Source organism: Streptomyces resistomycificus (assembly GCF_001514265.1).
GTDB classification, from domain to species: Bacteria; Actinomycetota; Actinomycetes; order Streptomycetales; family Streptomycetaceae; genus Streptomyces; species Streptomyces resistomycificus.
This window is the reverse complement of record NZ_KQ948990.1, coordinates 546,729-565,078: the sequence shown is the minus strand read 5'-3', so window position 1 is coordinate 565,078 and position 18,350 is coordinate 546,729. Positions and strand designations below refer to the sequence as shown.

Annotated in this window: 13 protein-coding genes; 10 read left to right on the top strand and 3 right to left on the bottom strand. The window is 71.4% G+C overall.

What is annotated here, in order from left to right; genetic code table 11:
• Positions 1-18: 18 nt before the first annotated feature.
• Both AQJ84_RS12655 and AQJ84_RS12650 read right to left on the bottom strand, forming a co-directional pair.
• Positions 19-1,632, bottom strand: coding sequence for an NADH-quinone oxidoreductase subunit NuoF family protein (locus AQJ84_RS12655; RefSeq protein ID WP_030042965.1), 1,614 nt, complete (start codon positions 1,630-1,632; stop codon positions 19-21).
• On the bottom strand, positions 1,629-2,927 hold the full coding sequence (locus tag AQJ84_RS12650; RefSeq protein WP_053190529.1) for a hypothetical protein: 1,299 nt from the start codon (positions 2,925-2,927) through the stop codon (positions 1,629-1,631). Before AQJ84_RS12650 ends, AQJ84_RS12655 begins: the two co-directional genes overlap by 4 nt.
• 449 nt (positions 2,928-3,376) lie before the next feature.
• Between AQJ84_RS12650 and leuS the strand changes: the two genes are divergently transcribed.
• The 9 genes from leuS to AQJ84_RS12605 all read left to right on the top strand — a co-directional run bounded on the left by leuS (position 3,377) and on the right by AQJ84_RS12605 (position 15,548).
• Entirely contained in the window at positions 3,377-6,256 is a 2,880-nt protein-coding gene (leuS, locus tag AQJ84_RS12645) for a leucine--tRNA ligase (protein ID WP_030042968.1), read from the top strand.
• Positions 6,257-6,434: 178 nt separating this feature from the next.
• A complete protein-coding gene (locus AQJ84_RS12640) occupies positions 6,435-7,178 on the top strand; it encodes a hypothetical protein (RefSeq protein WP_053190591.1) in 744 nt (247 codons plus the stop codon).
• A gap of 71 nt (positions 7,179-7,249) precedes the next feature.
• Positions 7,250-8,095, top strand: a complete 846-nt coding sequence (locus tag AQJ84_RS12635) for a DegV family protein (RefSeq protein WP_030042970.1) — start codon at positions 7,250-7,252, stop codon at positions 8,093-8,095.
• Between the two features lie 746 nt (positions 8,096-8,841).
• Complete coding sequence (locus AQJ84_RS44095) at positions 8,842-9,642, top strand: helix-hairpin-helix domain-containing protein (protein WP_374934946.1); 801 nt, start codon at positions 8,842-8,844, stop codon at positions 9,640-9,642.
• Positions 9,639-12,266 (top strand): ComEC/Rec2 family competence protein, encoded by a 2,628-nt coding sequence (locus AQJ84_RS12625; protein WP_079022619.1) that lies wholly within the window; start codon positions 9,639-9,641, stop codon positions 12,264-12,266. Before AQJ84_RS44095 ends, AQJ84_RS12625 begins: the two co-directional genes overlap by 4 nt.
• 4 nt (positions 12,267-12,270) lie before the next feature.
• Entirely contained in the window at positions 12,271-13,143 is an 873-nt protein-coding gene (locus tag AQJ84_RS12620) for an arylamine N-acetyltransferase family protein (protein WP_030042974.1), read from the top strand.
• Positions 13,144-13,279: 136 nt separating this feature from the next.
• Positions 13,280-13,525 carry a hypothetical protein gene (locus AQJ84_RS12615; protein WP_030042975.1) on the top strand — a complete coding sequence of 82 codons (246 nt, stop codon included), beginning with the start codon at positions 13,280-13,282 and terminating at the stop codon, positions 13,523-13,525.
• A 550-nt stretch (positions 13,526-14,075) separates the two neighbouring features.
• Positions 14,076-15,068: a DNA polymerase III subunit delta gene (gene holA, locus AQJ84_RS12610; protein WP_198536274.1), complete on the top strand. Its 993-nt coding sequence runs from the start codon at positions 14,076-14,078 to the stop codon at positions 15,066-15,068.
• 84 nt (positions 15,069-15,152) lie between these two features.
• Positions 15,153-15,548 carry a nuclear transport factor 2 family protein gene (locus tag AQJ84_RS12605; RefSeq protein ID WP_030042977.1) on the top strand — a complete coding sequence of 132 codons (396 nt, stop codon included), beginning with the start codon at positions 15,153-15,155 and terminating at the stop codon, positions 15,546-15,548.
• A 220-nt stretch (positions 15,549-15,768) separates the two neighbouring features.
• On the opposite strand, the gene rpsT is transcribed toward AQJ84_RS12605, so the two are convergent.
• Positions 15,769-16,035 (bottom strand): 30S ribosomal protein S20, encoded by a 267-nt coding sequence (gene rpsT, locus AQJ84_RS12600; protein WP_030042978.1) that lies wholly within the window; start codon positions 16,033-16,035, stop codon positions 15,769-15,771.
• A gap of 229 nt (positions 16,036-16,264) precedes the next feature.
• On the opposite strand from rpsT, the gene lepA reads away from it, so the two are divergent.
• Positions 16,265-18,133, top strand: coding sequence for a translation elongation factor 4 (lepA, locus tag AQJ84_RS12595; RefSeq protein WP_030042979.1), 1,869 nt, complete (start codon positions 16,265-16,267; stop codon positions 18,131-18,133).
• Positions 18,134-18,350: the final 217 nt, after the last annotated feature.

Sequence of the window (18,350 nt, the reverse complement as noted above, 5' to 3'; positions counted from 1 at the left end):
CGGCCCGCCGACGGGTGTTCAGCGGCCGAGAGCGCGGCGGCCGCGGCCCTGGGAGAGGACAGGGAGGTTGTTGCGGGTCGCACCCTGCGAGCGGGTGTCCTCCTCGAGACGCAGGGCCAGCGCCGGGCAGCGACGCACCGCGCGTAGAGCTTTGGCCTCCGCGTAGCGCGGCACCTGGGCCTGGGCGACGGTCGGGAAGCCGTCGGCGCCCAGCTCGAAGACCTCCGGGAGGATGTCGGCGCACAGGCCGTGGCCCCGGCACAGCGTCCAGTCGACGTAGATCTTCTGACGGCTGGGACCGTTCTCCTCGGACTCCCCGCCTCCGGGGATGCCCGTGGGCATCTGACCGCCCTCGAAGAGCGGCAGAACGCCCTCCACGGGCCTTCCGCAGCCGTTGCCCAGCACGTGCGCGGCCAGGTCGTCCGTGAACGCCTTGATCGTCGACTCCAGGAACATCGCGGAGCCGTCGGGGTGCGAGCACGCGCCGCGCCGCTTCACGTTCTTGGCGACCTGCTTGAGGGCCTCCAGAGCGGCGGGGCCGCCGCCGTTGATGATGTCCTCCATGCCGCGGGCGGCGGCCGGCAGGCCGAGATAGCAGGGACCGCACTGTCCCGCGCTCTCCTCGGCGAGCCACTGCGCCACGCGCAGCGACTCGCCCAGCGGACAGGTGTCCTGACTGATCGGCAGGATCGCGCCCGCGCCCAGCGAACCGCCCACCGCGTCCAGGGAGTTGCGCGAGACGATCGCCTCGTTGACCGTCGCCGCGTCGATCCACTTGCCGTGGTAGCCCCCGGTCAGCACGCCCTGCGGGACCGGCGGGGCACCGGCGAGCTGGAGGACGTAGCGCAGCGGCACGCCCGTGGGGACCTCGATGACCATGGGGCGTGCGACGGCGCCGGAGACCGTGAGCATGACGGTGCCCGGCTCGTCGTACAGGCCGGTGTTGCCGTAGCGCTCCGGGCCGATGCGGGCGGCGATGGCGAGCTGGGCGAAGGTCTCGGCGTTGGACAGCAGGGTGGGCGCTCCGCCGACGCCTGTCTGCGAGGCGCTGACCTTGCGGCCCGGCGGGATCGCGGGCCCGCCGTCGATGGAGCGGATCAGGGACGCCGCCGCTCCGGTGACCATGCGGACGGGATTGCGCTGCACGCGCGCGCGCAGCGCCGATCGGCGGCCGTTGCTGAGGCCGCGTTCGGCGAGCGCGGCCTCCATGGAGCGTTGCGTCGACTCACGGGTGACCCCCACCACGAGCGTGCGGGCACCCAGCGCCTCCGCGACCAGCAGAGCGCCGTCCAGGATGAGGTGCGGGGCACGGTTGATGAGCACCGTGTCCTTGCGGCAGGCCGGTTCGTCCTCGCTGCCGTTGACCACGACGACCGGCCGTACGCCGCGCTTGATCGCCGACTCGGCGACGGAGCGCAGCTTCTTGTGGAAGGGGAAGCCCGCGCCGCCGCGGCCCTTCAGGTTGATGTTCTCCGAGAGCTTCGCGAGCTGCTCTCCACCCATGGGTTCGAGCGGTCCGTGCACCTTCAGGTGCATGGGCAGATCGAGTCTCTCGACAAGGTCGAAGCCCGACGTGAGCTGGGGAAGGCCGACCACGCGGACTTCTGGGACGTCGGGCAGGGCCTCGTTCACCTATAGCCTCCGGAAGGCATGTTCCAAGGTTCGCCCGATCCCGGTGCGTCGAAGTCGTACGAATCACCGGGCGATGGATCAGTGGCGGGACCGCTGTTGTACGTGTCGTTCGTGTTGTACGTGCCGTAGAGGGGGTTCGACTCACCGGTGTCGTACACGTCACTCGTGCCGTACCCGGCCGCGCCCGCACCGCCGTAGGCGGGGATGTTGAATCCCGTGTCCTGGAGCGGGTCGTAGGCCGACGGCGGCGCCTCGCCCACCGGCGGCGGCGACGGGATGGGCCAGCTGCCCGACGTGCTGCCGCCGTTGTCGACGCGTGGGATCGCCTCCGTGGGCTGCATGTCCAACGGCATGTCCATGCGAGCGGTCTGGTCGGCGTAGGGCTGCTGCTGGCGTGGTGTCGACACGGCCCGGTAGGCGGCCGCGAAGCCGTTCGCGGGTTCCGGGGCCGCGGGGGATGCCGCCGGAGCGTCGTACAAGGGTGTCCTGCCGGTCTGGGGGCGCGGCTGGGAGCGGGTTCCGCGCTGGTTCTCGTAGCCAGGCAGCGCGGCACCCTCCGCCATCCTGGCCCGGCTCGCGTCGAGGTCGTCGCGGCCCGGGCGCTCGTCGCCGGTCCCCATGAACGCGGAGATCCTGTCGGCGACCTTGCGCTTGACCGGGCGCGGGGCGGCGCGCAGGGCCAGGGCGGCGGTGACGCCGAGCAGGGACAGGCCGTACAGGATCACGAAGACCGGCTTCGCGGCGCGGCCCGCGTACAGGCCGTGGACGAGCGCGGCGCACCAGGCCGGGTAGGCCAGCATGTGCATGGCACGCCAGCGGGCCGCCACCGGGGCCGGTGAGGCGAACCGGCTGCGCAGGGCGCCGGTGATGCCCACGAAGATCATGAGCAGGCCGGCCAGCGAGCCGAGGCCGATCAGGCCCTCGGCTCCGGTGACGCCGAGCGAGAAGGGGATCAGCGCGCCGAGCAGGGTGGTGTGGTCGAGCGCGATCTTGGTGGTGATGTGCAACAGCAGGAACGCGATCGAGGCGACCGCGGTCGTCCGGTGTACCGCCTGTCCGATGAGCCGCTGGCGGGTGTTCAGGAAGATCCGGTCCTGGGCGACCAGGCCCCAGATCACCGAGCAGCTGAGCGAGACGAGCGACAGAACGCCCGCACCGAAGTTCAGGAAGTCCCGGACCCTGTCACCTCCGACCAGCACGAACACGGGTATGAGGAGCAGGAAGGCAGCCGACGCCGCCCCATAGGCCGACCGGCCGGGCTGGGGGAGCGAGCTGTTACTACGACGAGGGTTCATGGGGGCAACTCCGAGCAGTTTCGGGAAAGCGGTCCCGCTGCCGCACTCTAAGTGGCGCCATACCGATGGGTACGAGGTTTGAGTTATTGCGTTGTTATCAAACGACTGCGCGGTCGTTGTGATGTCCCTTAGTGGCTGTTACGCGAAGTAACTTTTTGCGGGTTTGGGGTTGTGGTCGTTGTGGTCGGTGTTCCGGACGGGGTCAGTGAGGGCGGCACCCGGTGCCAATAGGGCATACGTAAGCGCGTCGCGTCGTGCTCAACGGCTGCGGTACCCTAACGCCATGCGTGCCGTACGCCTTCTGCTTAGCGAGCCGCGCTGATCAATCCCGACCGCCGGGTGAATCGGTTGGTCGGAATCGGCGCGGCGTCCCCTCCTGTGCGAGGGGATTTTTCGTTTCTTGAATGTCGCAGCCGCTGGCAGAGACGATCGATGGAGCTTTGAGGATCATGAGCGAGACGAACCCCGCTGCCACCGCCGAGGTGGTCGCGCCGCACCGCTACACGGCCGTCATGGCGGCCGACATCGAGGCACGCTGGCAGGACTTCTGGGACGCCGAGGGCACCTACGCGGCGCCGAACCCGAGCGGTGACCTGGCCGGTGACCCGCAGCTGGTCGCCAAGCCCAAGAAGTTCATCATGGACATGTTCCCGTATCCCTCCGGTGCCGGCCTGCACGTCGGGCACCCCCTGGGCTACATCGCCACCGACGTGTTCGCCCGGTTCCACCGCATGACCGGCCACAACGTCCTGCACACCCTGGGCTTCGACGCCTTCGGCCTGCCCGCCGAGCAGTACGCCGTGCAGACCGGCACGCACCCGCGCGTGTCCACCGAGGCCAACATGGAGAACATGAAGGTCCAGCTGCGCCGGCTGGGCCTGGGCCACGACAAGCGCCGGTCGTTCGCCACGATCGACCCGGACTACTACAAGTGGACCCAGTGGATCTTCCTGCAGATCTTCAACTCCTGGTACGACCAGGAGGCCGACCGGGCCCGCCCCGTCTCCGAGCTGATCGCCCAGTTCGAGTCCGGTGAGCGCGCCGTACCGGGGCACACGCGCGCGTGGAGCGAGCTGAGCGACACCGAGCGCGCCGACGTCCTGGGCGACTTCCGGCTGGCGTACGCCTCCGACGCGCCGGTCAACTGGTGCCCGGGTCTGGGCACCGTGCTGGCCAACGAGGAGGTCACCGCCGACGGCCGCTCCGAGCGCGGCAACTTCCCCGTCTTCAAGGCCAAGCTGCGCCAGTGGAACATGCGCATCACCGCCTACGCCGACCGGCTGCTGGACGACCTGGACGCGCTGGACTGGCCCGAGGCCATCAAGCTGCAGCAGCGCAACTGGATCGGTCGCTCCGAGGGTGCCCGCGTCGACTTCCCGATCGACGGCGAGCGCATCACCGTCTTCACCACGCGCCCCGACACCCTGTTCGGCGCGACCTACATGGTGCTGGCGCCGGAGCACCCGCTGGTCGAGAAGTTCACGTCGGGCGCCTGGCCCGAGGGCACCCACGAGGCGTGGACCGGCGGCCACGCGACCCCGACCGAGGCCGTCGCCGCCTACCGCGCGCAGGCCGCCTCCAAGTCGGACGTCGAGCGGCAGGCCGAGGCCAAGGACAAGACGGGCGTCTTCATCGGCGCGTACGCGACCAACCCGGTCAACGGCGAGCAGGTCCCCGTCTTCATCGCCGACTACGTGCTGATGGGGTACGGCACCGGCGCGATCATGGCCGTCCCGGCGGGCGACCAGCGCGACTTCGAGTTCGCGCGCGCCTTCGAGCTGCCGATCCACTGCATCGTCGAGCCGACCGACGGCCGGGGCACCGACACCTCGACGTGGGAGGACGCCTTCGCGTCCTACGACGCGAAGATCATCAACTCCTCCAACGGCGACATCTCGCTGGACGGCCTGGGAGTCGCCGACGCCAAGGCGCGCATCACCGAGTGGCTGGAGCGCGAGGGCATCGGCGAGGGCACGGTCAACTTCCGGCTGCGTGACTGGCTGTTCAGCCGGCAGCGCTACTGGGGCGAGCCCTTCCCGATCGTCTACGACGAGGACGGCGTCGCGCACTCGCTGCCCGAGTCGATGCTGCCGCTGGAGCTGCCGGAGGTCGAGGACTACTCACCGCGGACCTTCGACCCGGACGACGCCGACACCCAGCCCGAGACCCCGCTGTCGCGCAACCAGGACTGGGTCAACGTCACCCTGGACCTGGGCGACGGGCGCGGCCCGCGTCCGTACCGCCGCGAGACCAACACGATGCCCAACTGGGCCGGTTCCTGCTGGTACGAACTGCGTTACGCGGACCCGCACAACGACCGGAAGCTGGTCGACCCGCAGATCGAGCAGTACTGGATGGGCCCGCGCGAGGGCCAGCCGCACGGCGGCGTCGACCTGTACGTGGGCGGCGCGGAGCACGCCGTGCTGCACCTGCTGTACGCGCGCTTCTGGTCCAAGGTCCTGCACGACCTGGGGCACGTCTCCTCGGCCGAGCCGTTCCACAAGCTGTACAACCAGGGCATGATCCAGGCCTACGTCTACCGCGACAGCCGTGGCATCGCGGTGCCCGCCGCCGAGGTGGAGGAGCGCGACGGCGCCTACTACTACCAGGGCGAGCAGGTCTCCCGGCTGCTGGGCAAGATGGGCAAGTCCCTGAAGAACGCGGTCACTCCGGACGAGATCTGCGCCGAGTACGGTGCCGACACCCTGCGCCTGTACGAGATGGCCATGGGCCCCCTGGACGTGTCCCGGCCGTGGGACACGCGCGCGGTGGTGGGCCAGTTCCGGCTGCTGCAGCGGCTGTGGCGCAACGTCGTGGACGAGACGACCGGCGACGTGACGGTGGTGGACACGGAGCCCGACGAGGACACCCTGCGGGCGCTGCACAAGGCGATCGACGGGGTGCGCCAGGACCTGGAGGGCATGCGGTTCAACACCGCCATCGCCAAGGTCACCGAGCTGAACAACCACCTGACCAAGACGGGCGGCGCGGTGCCGCGCACGGTCGCCGAGCCGCTGGTGCTGCTGGTCGCGCCGCTGGCCCCGCACATCGCCGAGGAGCTGTGGCGCCGGCTGGGCCACACCGACTCGGTCGTCCACCATGACTTCCCGGTCGCCGACCCGGCCTACGTCGTCGACGAGAGCGTGACCTGCGTCGTGCAGATCAAGGGCAAGGTCAAGGCGCGCCTGGAGGTCTCCCCGGCCATCTCCGACGAGGAGCTGGAGAAGGTCGCGCTGGGCGACGAGAAGGTCGTGGCGGCGCTGGCCGGAGCGGGCATCCGCAAGGTGATCGTGCGGGCGCCGAAGCTGGTGAACATCGTTCCGGCGTAGACGCGGGCACGGTCGTACGTGTGGGCGCGGGCGTGAGCTGGGCATGAGCCTGGAGTGAGCGCCTCGGGGTAGTCCCTTACGGGCAGGTTCGGGGTTCTTCTGGAACTCAGGGCCTGCCCGTTGCGTTTACCGTTGAAGAGCGGCGCGGCGTGTGCCGCGACCGACCGAGGAGGAGCTCGTGGAAGCAGTGTTCGCAGTGGCCGCCCTGCTCTTCGTGCTCTGCGTCTTCCTGGGCGCCTATGCCACCCTGAAGGCGGTGGGTGCCGCCAAGCGCGGAGTGGACCGCACCATCACCCAGGCCAAGCGCACAGTCGAGGACCACACGCTGCGCGCCAAGTCCTTCGCCCAGTTCGGCCCCGCGGGCGAGATCGCCCAGCTGAGGCTGAAGCTGCGCACCTCGATGCGCGCCACCCAGGACGCGCTGCACGCGGGCGTGGCCGAGGACGAGTCCCTCAAGGAATCCCTGGGCCTCTTCGAGCGGCTCAGCGCGCACGGGCACGAACTGGATGCCGAGCTGCGGCGCCTGGAGTCCGAGCCCGACAAGTCCACGCTGGGCGAGCGGCTGCCGTCCCTGCGGGAGCGCACCGAGCGGATCATCCACTCGGCGGACTCACTACGCTGGGCCGCCCGCGACCGGGCCGGCCGCTTCGCCGACGACGACCTGGACGCGCTGAGCACCCAGATCGACGTCGAGGCCGGCGCCCTGCGGCACTGGACGACCTCGGAACCCGCCTCCGCGACACCTCCGCCGCCGTGGCCGCAGACGCCGACCGTCGCGGACACCGGCACGGCCCGGCAGACCCGGCCGAAGACCCCTCACACATCCGCCGCCGAGGAGCCCGCACGGCCCGCCATCACCCCGCCGAGCCCGCGTCCCACCTATCCCTGGCAGAAGAAGGCCCGCCCCGAGAGCACGACTTGAACCGGACACGGGCGATCAGGTGACAGGGGCCGGGCTGCCGCGCGGGCGCTACGCCAGGTAACCTCCAGCTCATGTCCCGCCATGTCGCGATCGTCACCGATTCAACGGCCTACCTGCCGCCGCGGACGATGGAGCGTCACGGCATCACCGCGGTGCCGTTGACCGTGGTCCTCGGGGACCAGGCACTTGAAGAGGGCACCGAGATCTCGACCCGCTCCCTGGCCCAGGCGCTGCAGAAGCGACGGTCCGTCACCACCTCGCGCCCCAGCCCCCAGGTCTTCGCGGAGACCTATCGCAAGGTCGCGGAGGCCGGCGCCACCGGCATCGTCTCCCTGCACCTTTCCGCGGAGCTCTCCGGCACGCACGACGCCGCGGTCGTGGCGGCCCGCGAGGCGCCGGTGCCGGTGCGGGTGGTCGACACCGGGATGGTCGCCATGGCCCTCGGCTTCTGCGCGCTCGCCGCCGCCGAGGCCGCGGAGGCCGGCGGCACGGTGGACGAGGCCGTCACGGCCGCGGAGAAGCGGGCCGCGGGCACTTCCGCCTACTTCTACGTCGACACCCTCGACTTCCTGCGCCGCGGCGGCCGGATCGGCGCCGCGCAGGCGCTCTTCGGCTCCGCGCTCGCGGTGAAGCCGCTGCTGCAGCTCCAGGGCGGCCGGATCGAGCCCTTGGAGAAGGTGCGGACGGCGTCGAAGGCCATCGCCCGCCTCGAGGAGATCGTCGCGGACCGGGCAGGAAGCGCGCAGGTCGACATCGCCGTGCACCATCTCGCCGCCCACGAGCGCGCCGCGGCCCTGGCGGAACGCCTGCGGGTACGGGTGCCGGGGCTGGTCGATCTGCATGTGAGCGAGGTCGGGGCGGTGATCGGGGCGCATACGGGGCCCGGGTTGTTGGGGGTCGTGGTCTCGCCGCGTTGAGCTGAGCGGGGTGGACACGAGTGGCCGCGGATGGCCGCGGATGGCCGCGGATGGCCGCGGGTGGTCGTGGGTGGTCGTGGGGTGGTTGCGGGGCGGGCGCGGCACGGCCGTTGGGTCGCGTGCCGCGTGTATGAGCACTCGTGTGGGTGAGGGAGTTATCCACAACTGGGTGGTAATCCCCGGGATTTGACCAAGATCATCGCGGAAGTGGCGATCTGGGCGATCCTCGCCGCATGGCACTTCGATCACGCTCACACGCAGCGAACGCAACCAGTGGTCCGGGACGCGGACCTGCGTCCGACGGGCGCACCCGGCATCGACGGGCCCCCGTCCGGGGCCGCGCCCGGCACCGGCACGCCTCCGCGGACGAGCTCCGGCGCCGGGCGGAGGCGCTGTTCGCCGACCGCGCCGAGCTCGCCGACCGCGCCGACCGCGCCGAGCTCGCCGAACGCATCGGTGAGTGGCGGGAGTCGGGGAAAGGGCCGCCGGGTGGGGGAGGAGGGATCGCGGAGGGCGAGGAGGTCGACGTGGCCTCTGGGGGGTCAGGGTCGGAAGGGTCTGGGACGCGCCGGTCGGCGAGGCGGGCTGGGCACGCTTCGGCCGGGCTGGTTGATGCGGGTGGGTCGGTCGGGCTGGGTGGGGCGGTCGGTTCGATCGGAGTGGAAGGGTCGGTCGGCCTGGACGAAGCGGTCGGGCTGGACAGGTCGGCGGGATCGGCGGGATCGGCTGGGACCGGCGAGGGGGGCGTGGGCATCGGCGTCGATCTCGACGTGGGCGTGGGCGTGGGCGGCGGCGCGGGCGTGGCGGAGCGGCGGCGGGCGGCGGCCGGGCTTGCGCTGTGGGAGCGGATGCCGCTGTGGGTGCAGACGAGGTGTGGTCTGGAACGGCGGAGCGTGGTGGCGCTGTCCGTGTTGCTCGTCGTCGCCGCGGTGTTCGCCGTCCAGCACTTCTGGGCCGGCCGGGCGGAATCCGTCCGAGCGCCGGAGGTGGTGCGCGCGGCCGCTCCGTACGAGGAGGGGCATCGGGGCGGCGGGCCGGCGGCGCCCGACACCTCGGCGGGGGCGCCGAACGCGGTAGGAACGGCCGGGGCCGAGATCGTCGTCGACGTCGGCGGCAAGGTGCGTGAGCCGGGTGTGCATCGCCTTCCGGCCGGTTCGCGGGTCGCCGACGCGTTGCGCGCGGCAGGTGGGGTGCGCTCCGGTACGAACACCGACGGGCTCAACCGCGCCCGGTTCCTCGTGGACGGAGAGCAGGTGATCGTCGGGGCTTCCGCCGCTCCCGCGATGCCGGGCTCGGGCGACGTGGGAGGTACGGGCGGCGGACCGGCGGGGCCGGTGCCGGGGACGGGGCCGGCCGGCCCGGTCTCGCTCAACACCGCCACCGTGGAGCAGCTCGACACACTGCCGGGGGTCGGCCCGGTGCTGGCGCGGCACATCCTGGACTACCGCACGCAGCACGGCGGCTTCCGCTCGGTGAACGAGCTGCGCGAGGTCAACGGCATCGGTGACCGGCGCTTCGCCGACCTGCGGAATCTCGTACGGCCATGAGGCGGCCCTCGGACGCGCCGATCGCGCACGACACCGACGCCACGCGTCCGGAACCCGGCCCGAGCCCAGCCGGGGGCACACATTCCGGCTCCGGTCCCCGGCCCACGGTCCACGAGGTCTCCAGCAGTCGGCTGGGAGACGCTCATCCCCGGCAGGAAGGACCCACGGATCTCCGTCTGGTACCACCCGCGCTCGCCGCCTGGGCGACGGCCGCGCTGGCGCTGGGCGCCCCGCCTGGGTGGGTCACCGTCCTTGCCGTCGGGTGTCTTGCCGCGGCCGGTGTCCTGCTCCTGTCCCTGCGGGGAAGGCGAGCTGGGCCCGCGGACGTCACCTGGCCGCGGGTCTCGGTCGCCGCCGTGCTGCTGTGTGTGGGAGCCGCGGCCGTGTCCGCCGGGCTGCACGGGGCCGATCTGCGGCGTGGGCCGGTGCCGGCACTGGCGCGGGAGTACGCCACCGTGACCGCCGAGATCGAGGTGACCTCGGATCCCCGGCTCACCCGGCCCCGTATCAGGGGAAACCACGCGGCGCCGGTCTCGGTGCTGATCAACGCCGAGGTACGGCGCGTCCAGGCGGTGCGCGGGGCGACGACGATGACGCGTACGCCGGTGTTGGTGCTCGTCGACGTGCGCGCGGGGAGCGGCCGGGCATTCGGCGCGGGGTCGGAGGCCTTTGCGGAGGGGCCGCGGCGGTCACCCTGGCTGGGGCTGCTGCCGTCCACACGGCTGCGGGTGACCGCCCGGCTCGCGCCCGCCGTGATGGGCGGCGACCGTGTCGCGGCCGTGCTGCGGGTGCGGAGCGGGGCGGCGCCGGAGATCGTGGGGGAGCCGTCGACGGCGCAGCGCTTCGCGGGGCGGCTGCGCGCGGGGCTGCGAGAGGCCACGGACGGGCTGTCGGCGGACGCGCGGGCGCTGCTGCCGGGACTCGTCGTCGGGGACACCGCCCGGATCAGCCCCGAACTGGACGAGGCGTTCAAGGAGACCGACCTCGCGCACACGCTGGCCGTCTCCGGAAGCAACCTCACGATCATTCTGGCCCTGCTGGTCGGTCCGCCCGGCTTGGCCCAGCTGGCCGAGCGGCGGGGACTCGCGCCCCGCCTCGGCATCTCCCTGCGGACGACCGCGCTGCTCGGTGGGGTGCTCACCCTCGGGTTCGTCGTCGTGTGCCGACCGGACCCGAGCGTGCTGCGGGCCGCGGCCTGCGGAGCCGTCGCACTGCTCGCCCTCGCGACCGGCCGCCGCAGATCACTGATCCCGGCCCTGGCGACGGCCGTTCTGCTGCTGGTGCTGTACGACCCGTGGCTGGCCCGGAGTTACGGCTTCCTGCTCTCCGTCCTGGCCACCGGCGCCCTGCTCACGCTGGCGCCCCGCTGGAGCCTGGCACTGCGACGGCGTCGGGTTCCGCCGAGGCCAGCCGAGGCACTCGCGGCCGCGGCCGCCGCGCAGGCCCTGTGTGCGCCGGTGGTCGCCGTGCTGTCGGCGCGGGTGAGCCTGGTGGCGGTGCCGTGCAACCTCCTGGTGGAGTTCGCGGTCGCGCCGGCCACCGTGCTGGGCTTCGCGGCCCTGGCGGTGGCCCCTGTGACGATGCCTGTGGCCAAGGCACTGGCCTGGTGCGCCGGCTGGCCGGCGGAGTGGATCGCGGAGATCGCCCGTACGGGGGCCGCGCTGCCCGGCGGGGGAGTGGACTGGCCGGATAGCTGGGCCGGGGCGGCACTGCTGCTCCTCGTGACGATGGTGGTCCTGCTCGTGGGGCGACGGCTGCTGGGGCATCCCTGGCTCTGCGCCGCCGGCGGGCTGCTGGTCCTGCTGGCGATCGTGCAGCCGCCACCGCTCACCAGGGTGATCACGGGCTGGCCCCCGCCGGGCTGGCGGCTGGCGATGTGCGATGTGGGACAGGGCGACGCGATGGTGCTCGCGGCGGGCGAGGGCACGGGCGTGGTCGTGGACGCGGGACCTGATCCGGGGCTGGTCGACCACTGTCTGCGCGCCCTCGGCATCACCAAGGTCCCGCTGGTCGTGCTGACCCACTTCCACGCGGACCATGTCGCGGGACTGCCCGGCGTTCTGCGCGGACGTTCGGTCGGGGCGATCGAGACCACGGGGTACGAAGAGCCCGCCGATCAGGCCGAGTTCGTACGGAGGGAGGCGGCGGCACGGAGTGTTCCGGTGACGCGGGGGGTGGCCGGGGAGAAGCGGCGGACGCAGGCGCTGTCCTGGGAGGTGGTGTGGCCGCCACCCCGCTCGGCGTCGGAACCGGAGGGGCCCAACGACGCGAGTGTCACGTTGCTCGTCAGGTCGGCGGGGCTGCGGTTCCTGCTGCTGGGGGATCTCGAACCCCCGGCGCAGCAGGAGTTGTTGAGGTCACCCGCGGGGGCGCGGCTGGCCGAGGTGGACGTCCTGAAGGTGGCCCACCACGGCTCGGCCTATCAGGACCCCGAGCTGATACGCAGGGTGGCCCCGCGACTGGCGCTCATCTCCTGCGGTGCCGACAACCCGTACGGCCACCCGGCTCCCAGCACGGTCGCGGCGTTGCGGGCCGGGGGCGCCGTGGTGCTGCGGACCGACCGGGACGGGGCCCTCGCGGTCGCCGGTACGGGCGGCGGGGAGCTGCGGGTCGCGCAAGACTGAGGCCATGAATTCCGCACAGGTTGATGCCTATCTCCGCCGCCTGGGAGTCGAGCGGCCGGCGCGCTTCACCGGTGTCGGTGACGCTCCCGCTGAGTCCACCGGCAGCGCCACCGTCGACGTGCTGCGCGATCTGCATCTGCGCCATCTGCAGACCGTGCCGTTCGAGAACCTGTCCGTCCATCTCGGGGAGGAGATCGTGCTGGAGGAGAAGCGGCTGCTGGACAAGGTGGTGGGTGCGCGCAGGGGAGGGTTCTGTTACGAACTCAACGGAGCTTTCGGGATGTTGCTCACCGCGCTCGGCTTCGACGTCACGCGCCTGGCGGGCCGGGTGTACGGGGAGGAGGGGCGGCTCGGGATTCCGTACGACCATCTCGCGCTGCGGGTGCGGACGGTGGACGGGAGTGAGTGGCTGGCCGACGTCGGGTTCGGGGCGCACAGTCACTACCCCCTGGCGTTCGGGGCGCGGGGGGAGCAGGAGGATCCCGGCGGGACGTTTCGGGTCGTGGAAGCGGGGCCGGACGCTTCCGGGGTGCGGAGCGGGGGTGGTGAGGCCGACCTGGACGTGGTGATGGGCGGCAGGGCCCAGTACCGGTTGGAGGTGCGGCCCCGGGGGCTTCAGGACTTCGTGGCCGGAGCCTGGTGGCACAGCACGTCGCCGCGGTCGCACTTCACGCAGTCGCTGGTCTGCTCGCGGGTCACGGAGGACGGGGGACGGATCACGCTCAGCGGGCGTCGCTTCAAGGTGACGGGCGCCGACGGGTCGCGGGAGGAACGCGAGCTGGGTGAGGACGAGGAGGTGTTGGCGGTGTACCGGGAACGGTTCGGTGTCGCCTTGGACCGTGTGCCGGTGGTGAGGGGTGCGGACGGGACGGGGTGAGCCGGGCGGAGGGAGTCGGGTGGAGTGGGCCCGGAGTGGGTCCGGCGGACTGAGTCCGGCGGGGCGCGTGGGACGAGTGGGACGGGCGGGGTGGGCGGGGTGAGGAGGACCGGGTGGGGTGCCTGACAATGGCTTGGTGAGCGATGTGAGACATGTGCTGGTGCTGCCTGACCGGGATGCCGCGGAGGAGGCGGCCGAGGCGCTGCGGGAGCGGTTCGGGGTCGGCGAGGAGCCGCAGCTGGTTCGGGATGCCCTGGCCGGGGAGGACGACGCGGAGGACGCGCAGTGGCTGGTCGTGCTGCGGGACGAGGCGGAGCGGTTGGACCCCCGGGAGCTGGACGAGTTCGCGGGGGAGTGGGACGGGTGGCGGGAGGAGCCGTGACCGTTCTGGCCGGGCTCGGCTGAGCCGAGAGCGGGGATCGCGGGAGCGCGGGGTTCACACCGGCGCGAGCGACGGCGTCCCGCCCTCAGACGCTGACCCGGGAGCCGGGCCCCCGGGCCGGGAACGCGGGCGCTGCCCCCGGGCCCCAAGCCCGGGCGCTGCCCTCCGGGCCCCGAGCCCCGGGCCCCAGGCGTCCCGCCCTTCAGACGCTGACCTGGGAGCCGGGCCCCCGGGCCGGGAACGCGGGCGCTGCCCCCGGGCCCAAAGCCCGGGCGCTGCCCTCCGGGCCCCGAGCCCCGGGCCCAAGTCCCGGCTCCGAGCCCGGGCGCTGCCCTCCGGGCCCCGCGCTCCAAGCCCTAAGCCCGGCACCGAGCCCGGGCGCTGCCCCCGAGCCCCAAGCCCGGCCCAAGCTTGGGCGCTCCCCCCCCCGGGCCCCGAGCCCCGGGCCCAAGTCCCGGCCCCGAGCCTGCGCGCCGCCGTACGCCCCCGCCCACGGTCAACCCCCGCTGCCGGCCCCGTGCTGTCAGTGCCCCATGCCATGCTGTACGCGATGGCCAGGAAAACTGCTGATGAGGATCCTCTCGCCCCGGTGACGCTTGCCGTCGGCCAGGAGGAGCTGTTGCTGGATCGGGCTGTGCGGGAGGTGGTGGCCGCTGCCAGGGCTGCCGATTCCGACACGGACGTGCGTGATCTGTCGTCGGAGCAGGTACAGCCGGGGACGCTCGCGGAGTTGACCAGCCCGTCGCTCTTCGCGGAGCGGAAGGTCGTCGTCGTGCGCAATGCGCAGGACCTGTCGGCCGACACCGTCAAGGACGTGAAGGCGTATCTCGGGGCGCCCGCCGAGGAGATCACGCTCGTGCTGCTGCACGCGGGCGGCGCCAAGGGCAAGGCGCTCCTTGATGCCGCGCGCAAGGCGGGGGCGCGGGAGGTGGCGTGTCCCAAGATGACGAGGCCGGCCGACCGGCTGGCGTTCGTACGGAGTGAGTTCCGGACGACCGGGCGGTCCGCGACGCCCGAGGCCTGTCAGGCGCTTGTCGACGCCATCGGCAGTGATCTGCGGGAGCTGGCGTCCGCCGTGTCCCAGCTGGTCGCCGATGTCGAGGGGACGATCGACGAGGCCGTTGTGGGGCGGTACTACACGGGGCGGGCCGAGGCGTCGAGTTTCACCGTCGCCGACCGGGCCGTGGAGGGCCGGGCCGCGGAGGCGCTGGAGGCACTCAGGTGGTCGCTGGCCACCGGCGTCGCGCCGGTGCTGATCACCAGCGCCCTCGCCCAGGGCGTGCGGGCGATCGGCAAGCTGTCGTCGGCGCGTGGGGGACGGCCCGCGGACCTCGCGCGGGAGCTCGGGATGCCGCCGTGGAAGATCGACCGGGTGCGCCAGCAGATGCGCGGCTGGACGCCGGACGGCGTGTCCGTCGCACTGCGGGCGGTCGCCGAGGCGGACGCGGGAGTGAAGGGCGGCGGGGACGACCCCGAGTACGCCTTGGAGAAGGCGGTCGTGACGATCGCGCGGGCCGCGCGCTCCCGGGGCCGGGGACAGTGATCCAGTCGCACCGGGCGCCGCGCGGAGGAGAATCGTAGGTACTGGCCGAAGCATCGCCGAACACATGGAGAGGTGGCGATCACGATGGCCGAACACCCGCACGCAGCGCTCGTCCGCAAGGGCTTCGAGGCTTTCAGCCGCGGGGACATGGACACCATGCGGGAGCTGATAGCGAGCGACGCCACGCACCACGTGCCCGGCAGCCACCCGCTCTCCGGCGACTTCAAGGGCCGGGACGCGATTCTCGACATGTACCGGCGACTCGGTGAGGAGACCAACGGGACGATGCGGGCCGAGCTGATCGGCATCTGTGTCGACGGCCGCGGCCACGCCGTCGGCATGAACCGGTTCACCGCCGAGCGCAACGGCAAGCGGCTCGACGACACCGGATGCATCATCTTCCGGTTCGTCGGGGACATGGTCACCGATCTCGACGAGTGCGTCGAGGACATCGACAAGAACAACGAGTTCTGGTCGTAGGCGAGCACGTCAGGCGCATCCGGCAGGCGGCCACCGCCGGTACGCCGAAGGCCCCGCCGCCCGCCCTGGGGAAGGGCGGGGAGTCGGGGCCTCGGTTCACAGAAGGTGAGTCCGTACCCGCGTGGCGAACGCAGGCCGCGTACAGACTCGGAGTGCCGGACGGGAGCGGATGAGAGAGGGCCCGCTCGATTCCCTCCGGCGGTCAGATCAAGAGAAGGTGTCAGCCCTTGAGGGACGCGACCTTCGAAGCAAGCGCCGACTTCTTGTTGGCGGCCTGGTTCTTGTGGATGACGCCCTTGGAGACGGCCTTGTCGAGCTGACGCGCGGCAGCGCGCTGGTACTCGGTGGCCTTCTCGGCGTCACCCGCGGCAGCGGCCTCACGGGCCTTGCGGATCGCGGTCTTCAGGGAGGACTTGACGGCCTTGTTGCGCAGCCGAGCCTTCTCGTTGGTCTTGATCCGCTTGATCTGGGACTTGATGTTCGCCACGAATGAGCCTCTACAGGTTCAGGCACGGGGCCGCGGAGGTCCCGTGCCGATGATTTCTTCAAGACGGCCTCGTGCTGAGAGGGCATGAGGCACAGCCACCCAGGCTACCAGCGGGACGTCGAGTGGCCCAAACCGGTCGCCGGTCCCCACCCGTGGGACCATGGAGGCTACGTATCGATCCGACCCGAGACCGCAGACACTGCGGACGCCTCAAGAATCAGGACCCTGCGTGCCCGCGATCCCTAGCCATGTGCCCGAGCCGAGCCGTACCGACCCGGCGCTGATCCGCAACTTCTGCATCATCGCGCACATCGACCACGGCAAGTCCACCCTCGCCGACCGGATGCTCCAGCTGACCGGAGTGGTCGAGCAGCGGCAGATGCGTGCCCAGTACCTCGACCGCATGGACATCGAGCGCGAGCGCGGCATCACGATCAAGTCACAGGCGGTGCGTCTGCCGTGGGCCCCCACCCACGACAAGAGCGACACGCACATCCTCAACATGATCGACACCCCGGGGCACGTCGACTTCACCTACGAGGTCTCGCGGTCCCTCGCGGCCTGCGAGGGCACCGTGCTCCTCGTCGACGCGGCCCAGGGCATCGAGGCCCAGACCCTCGCCAACCTGTACCTGGCGATGGAGAACGACCTCAAGATCATCCCCGTACTGAACAAGATCGACCTGCCGGCCGCCCAGCCGGAGAAGTTCTCCGAGGAGCTCGCCAACCTCATCGGCTGCCAGCCCGAGGACGTGCTCAAGGTCTCGGCGAAGACCGGCGTCGGTGTGGACGCGCTCCTGGACCGGGTCGTCCGCGACGTCCCGGCCCCGGTCGGTGTCAAGGACGCCCCCGCCCGCGCGATGATCTTCGACTCGGTCTACGACTCCTACCGTGGCGTGGTGACGTACGTCCGTGTCATCGACGGGCAGCTCAACAAGCGCGAGCGCATCAAGATGATGTCGACCGGCGCCACGCACGAGCTCCTGGAGATCGGCGTCTCGTCGCCCGAGATGACCCCGGCCGACGGCATCGGCGTCGGCGAGGTGGGCTACATCATCACCGGCGTGAAGGACGTCCGTCAGTCCAAGGTCGGTGACACGATCACCAGCAAGGAGAAGGGCGCCACCGAGGCCCTCGGCGGGTACAAGGACCCGAAGCCGATGGTCTTCTCCGGCCTCTATCCGCTGGACGGCTCGGACTACCCCGACCTCCGCGAGGCGCTGGACAAGCTCCAGCTCAACGACGCCGCGCTGGTCTACGAACCCGAGACCTCCGCGGCCCTCGGCTTCGGCTTCCGCGTCGGCTTCCTCGGCCTGCTGCACCTGGACGTCATCCGTGAGCGCCTGGAGCGCGAGTTCAACCTCGAACTCATCGCCACCGCGCCCAACGTGGTCTACCGCGTGATCATGGAGGACGGGAAGGAGCACACGGTCACCAACCCGAGCGAGTTCCCCGAGGGCAAGATCGACAAGGTCTTCGAGCCGGTCGTCCGGGCCACGATCCTCGCCCCCAGCGAGTTCATCGGCTCGATCATGGAGCTCTGCCAGACCCGTCGCGGCACGCTCCTCGGCATGGACTACCTCTCCGAGGACCGTGTCGAGATCCGCTACACGCTCCCCCTCGCGGAGATCGTCTTCGACTTCTTCGACAACCTGAAGTCCAAGACCCGCGGCTACGCCTCGCTGGACTACGAGCCCACCGGCGAGCAGGACGCCCAGCTGGTGAAGGTCGACATCCTGCTGCACGGTGACCGCGTCGACGCCTTCTCGGCGGTCACACACAGGGACGCGGCGTACGCGTACGGAGTGCGGCTCGTCGCCAAGCTGCGCGAGCTGATCCCGCGCCAGGCCTTCGAGATCCCCGTGCAGGCGGCCATCGGCTCCCGGGTGATCGCCCGCGAGACCATCCGCGCCATCCGCAAGGACGTCCTCGCCAAGTGCTACGGCGGTGACATCTCCCGTAAGCGGAAGCTGCTGGAGAAGCAGAAGGAGGGCAAGAAGCGGATGAAGATGGTGGGGTCTGTGGAGGTTCCGCAGGAGGCCTTCATCGCCGTACTGAGCAGCGACGACAGCGCGGGATCCGGCAAGGGCAAGAAGTAGCCGTCCCGTGACCGCGTGAACAGGGGCCCGCCGCGTCTTCCCGCGGCGGGCCCCTACGCGTGCGTAGCGTCGCTCTCTGTAGGAAGTGACAGGCCGCCGCCCCTTACGCACCGGCCGGTCGCGCTCTACTCTGATCTCTGCTCCATAGTTACTCGTGAGTTAAACAACCGACCACGAGTGACCGAGCACCACAGTGAACCGCAGTGAACCGCAGTGA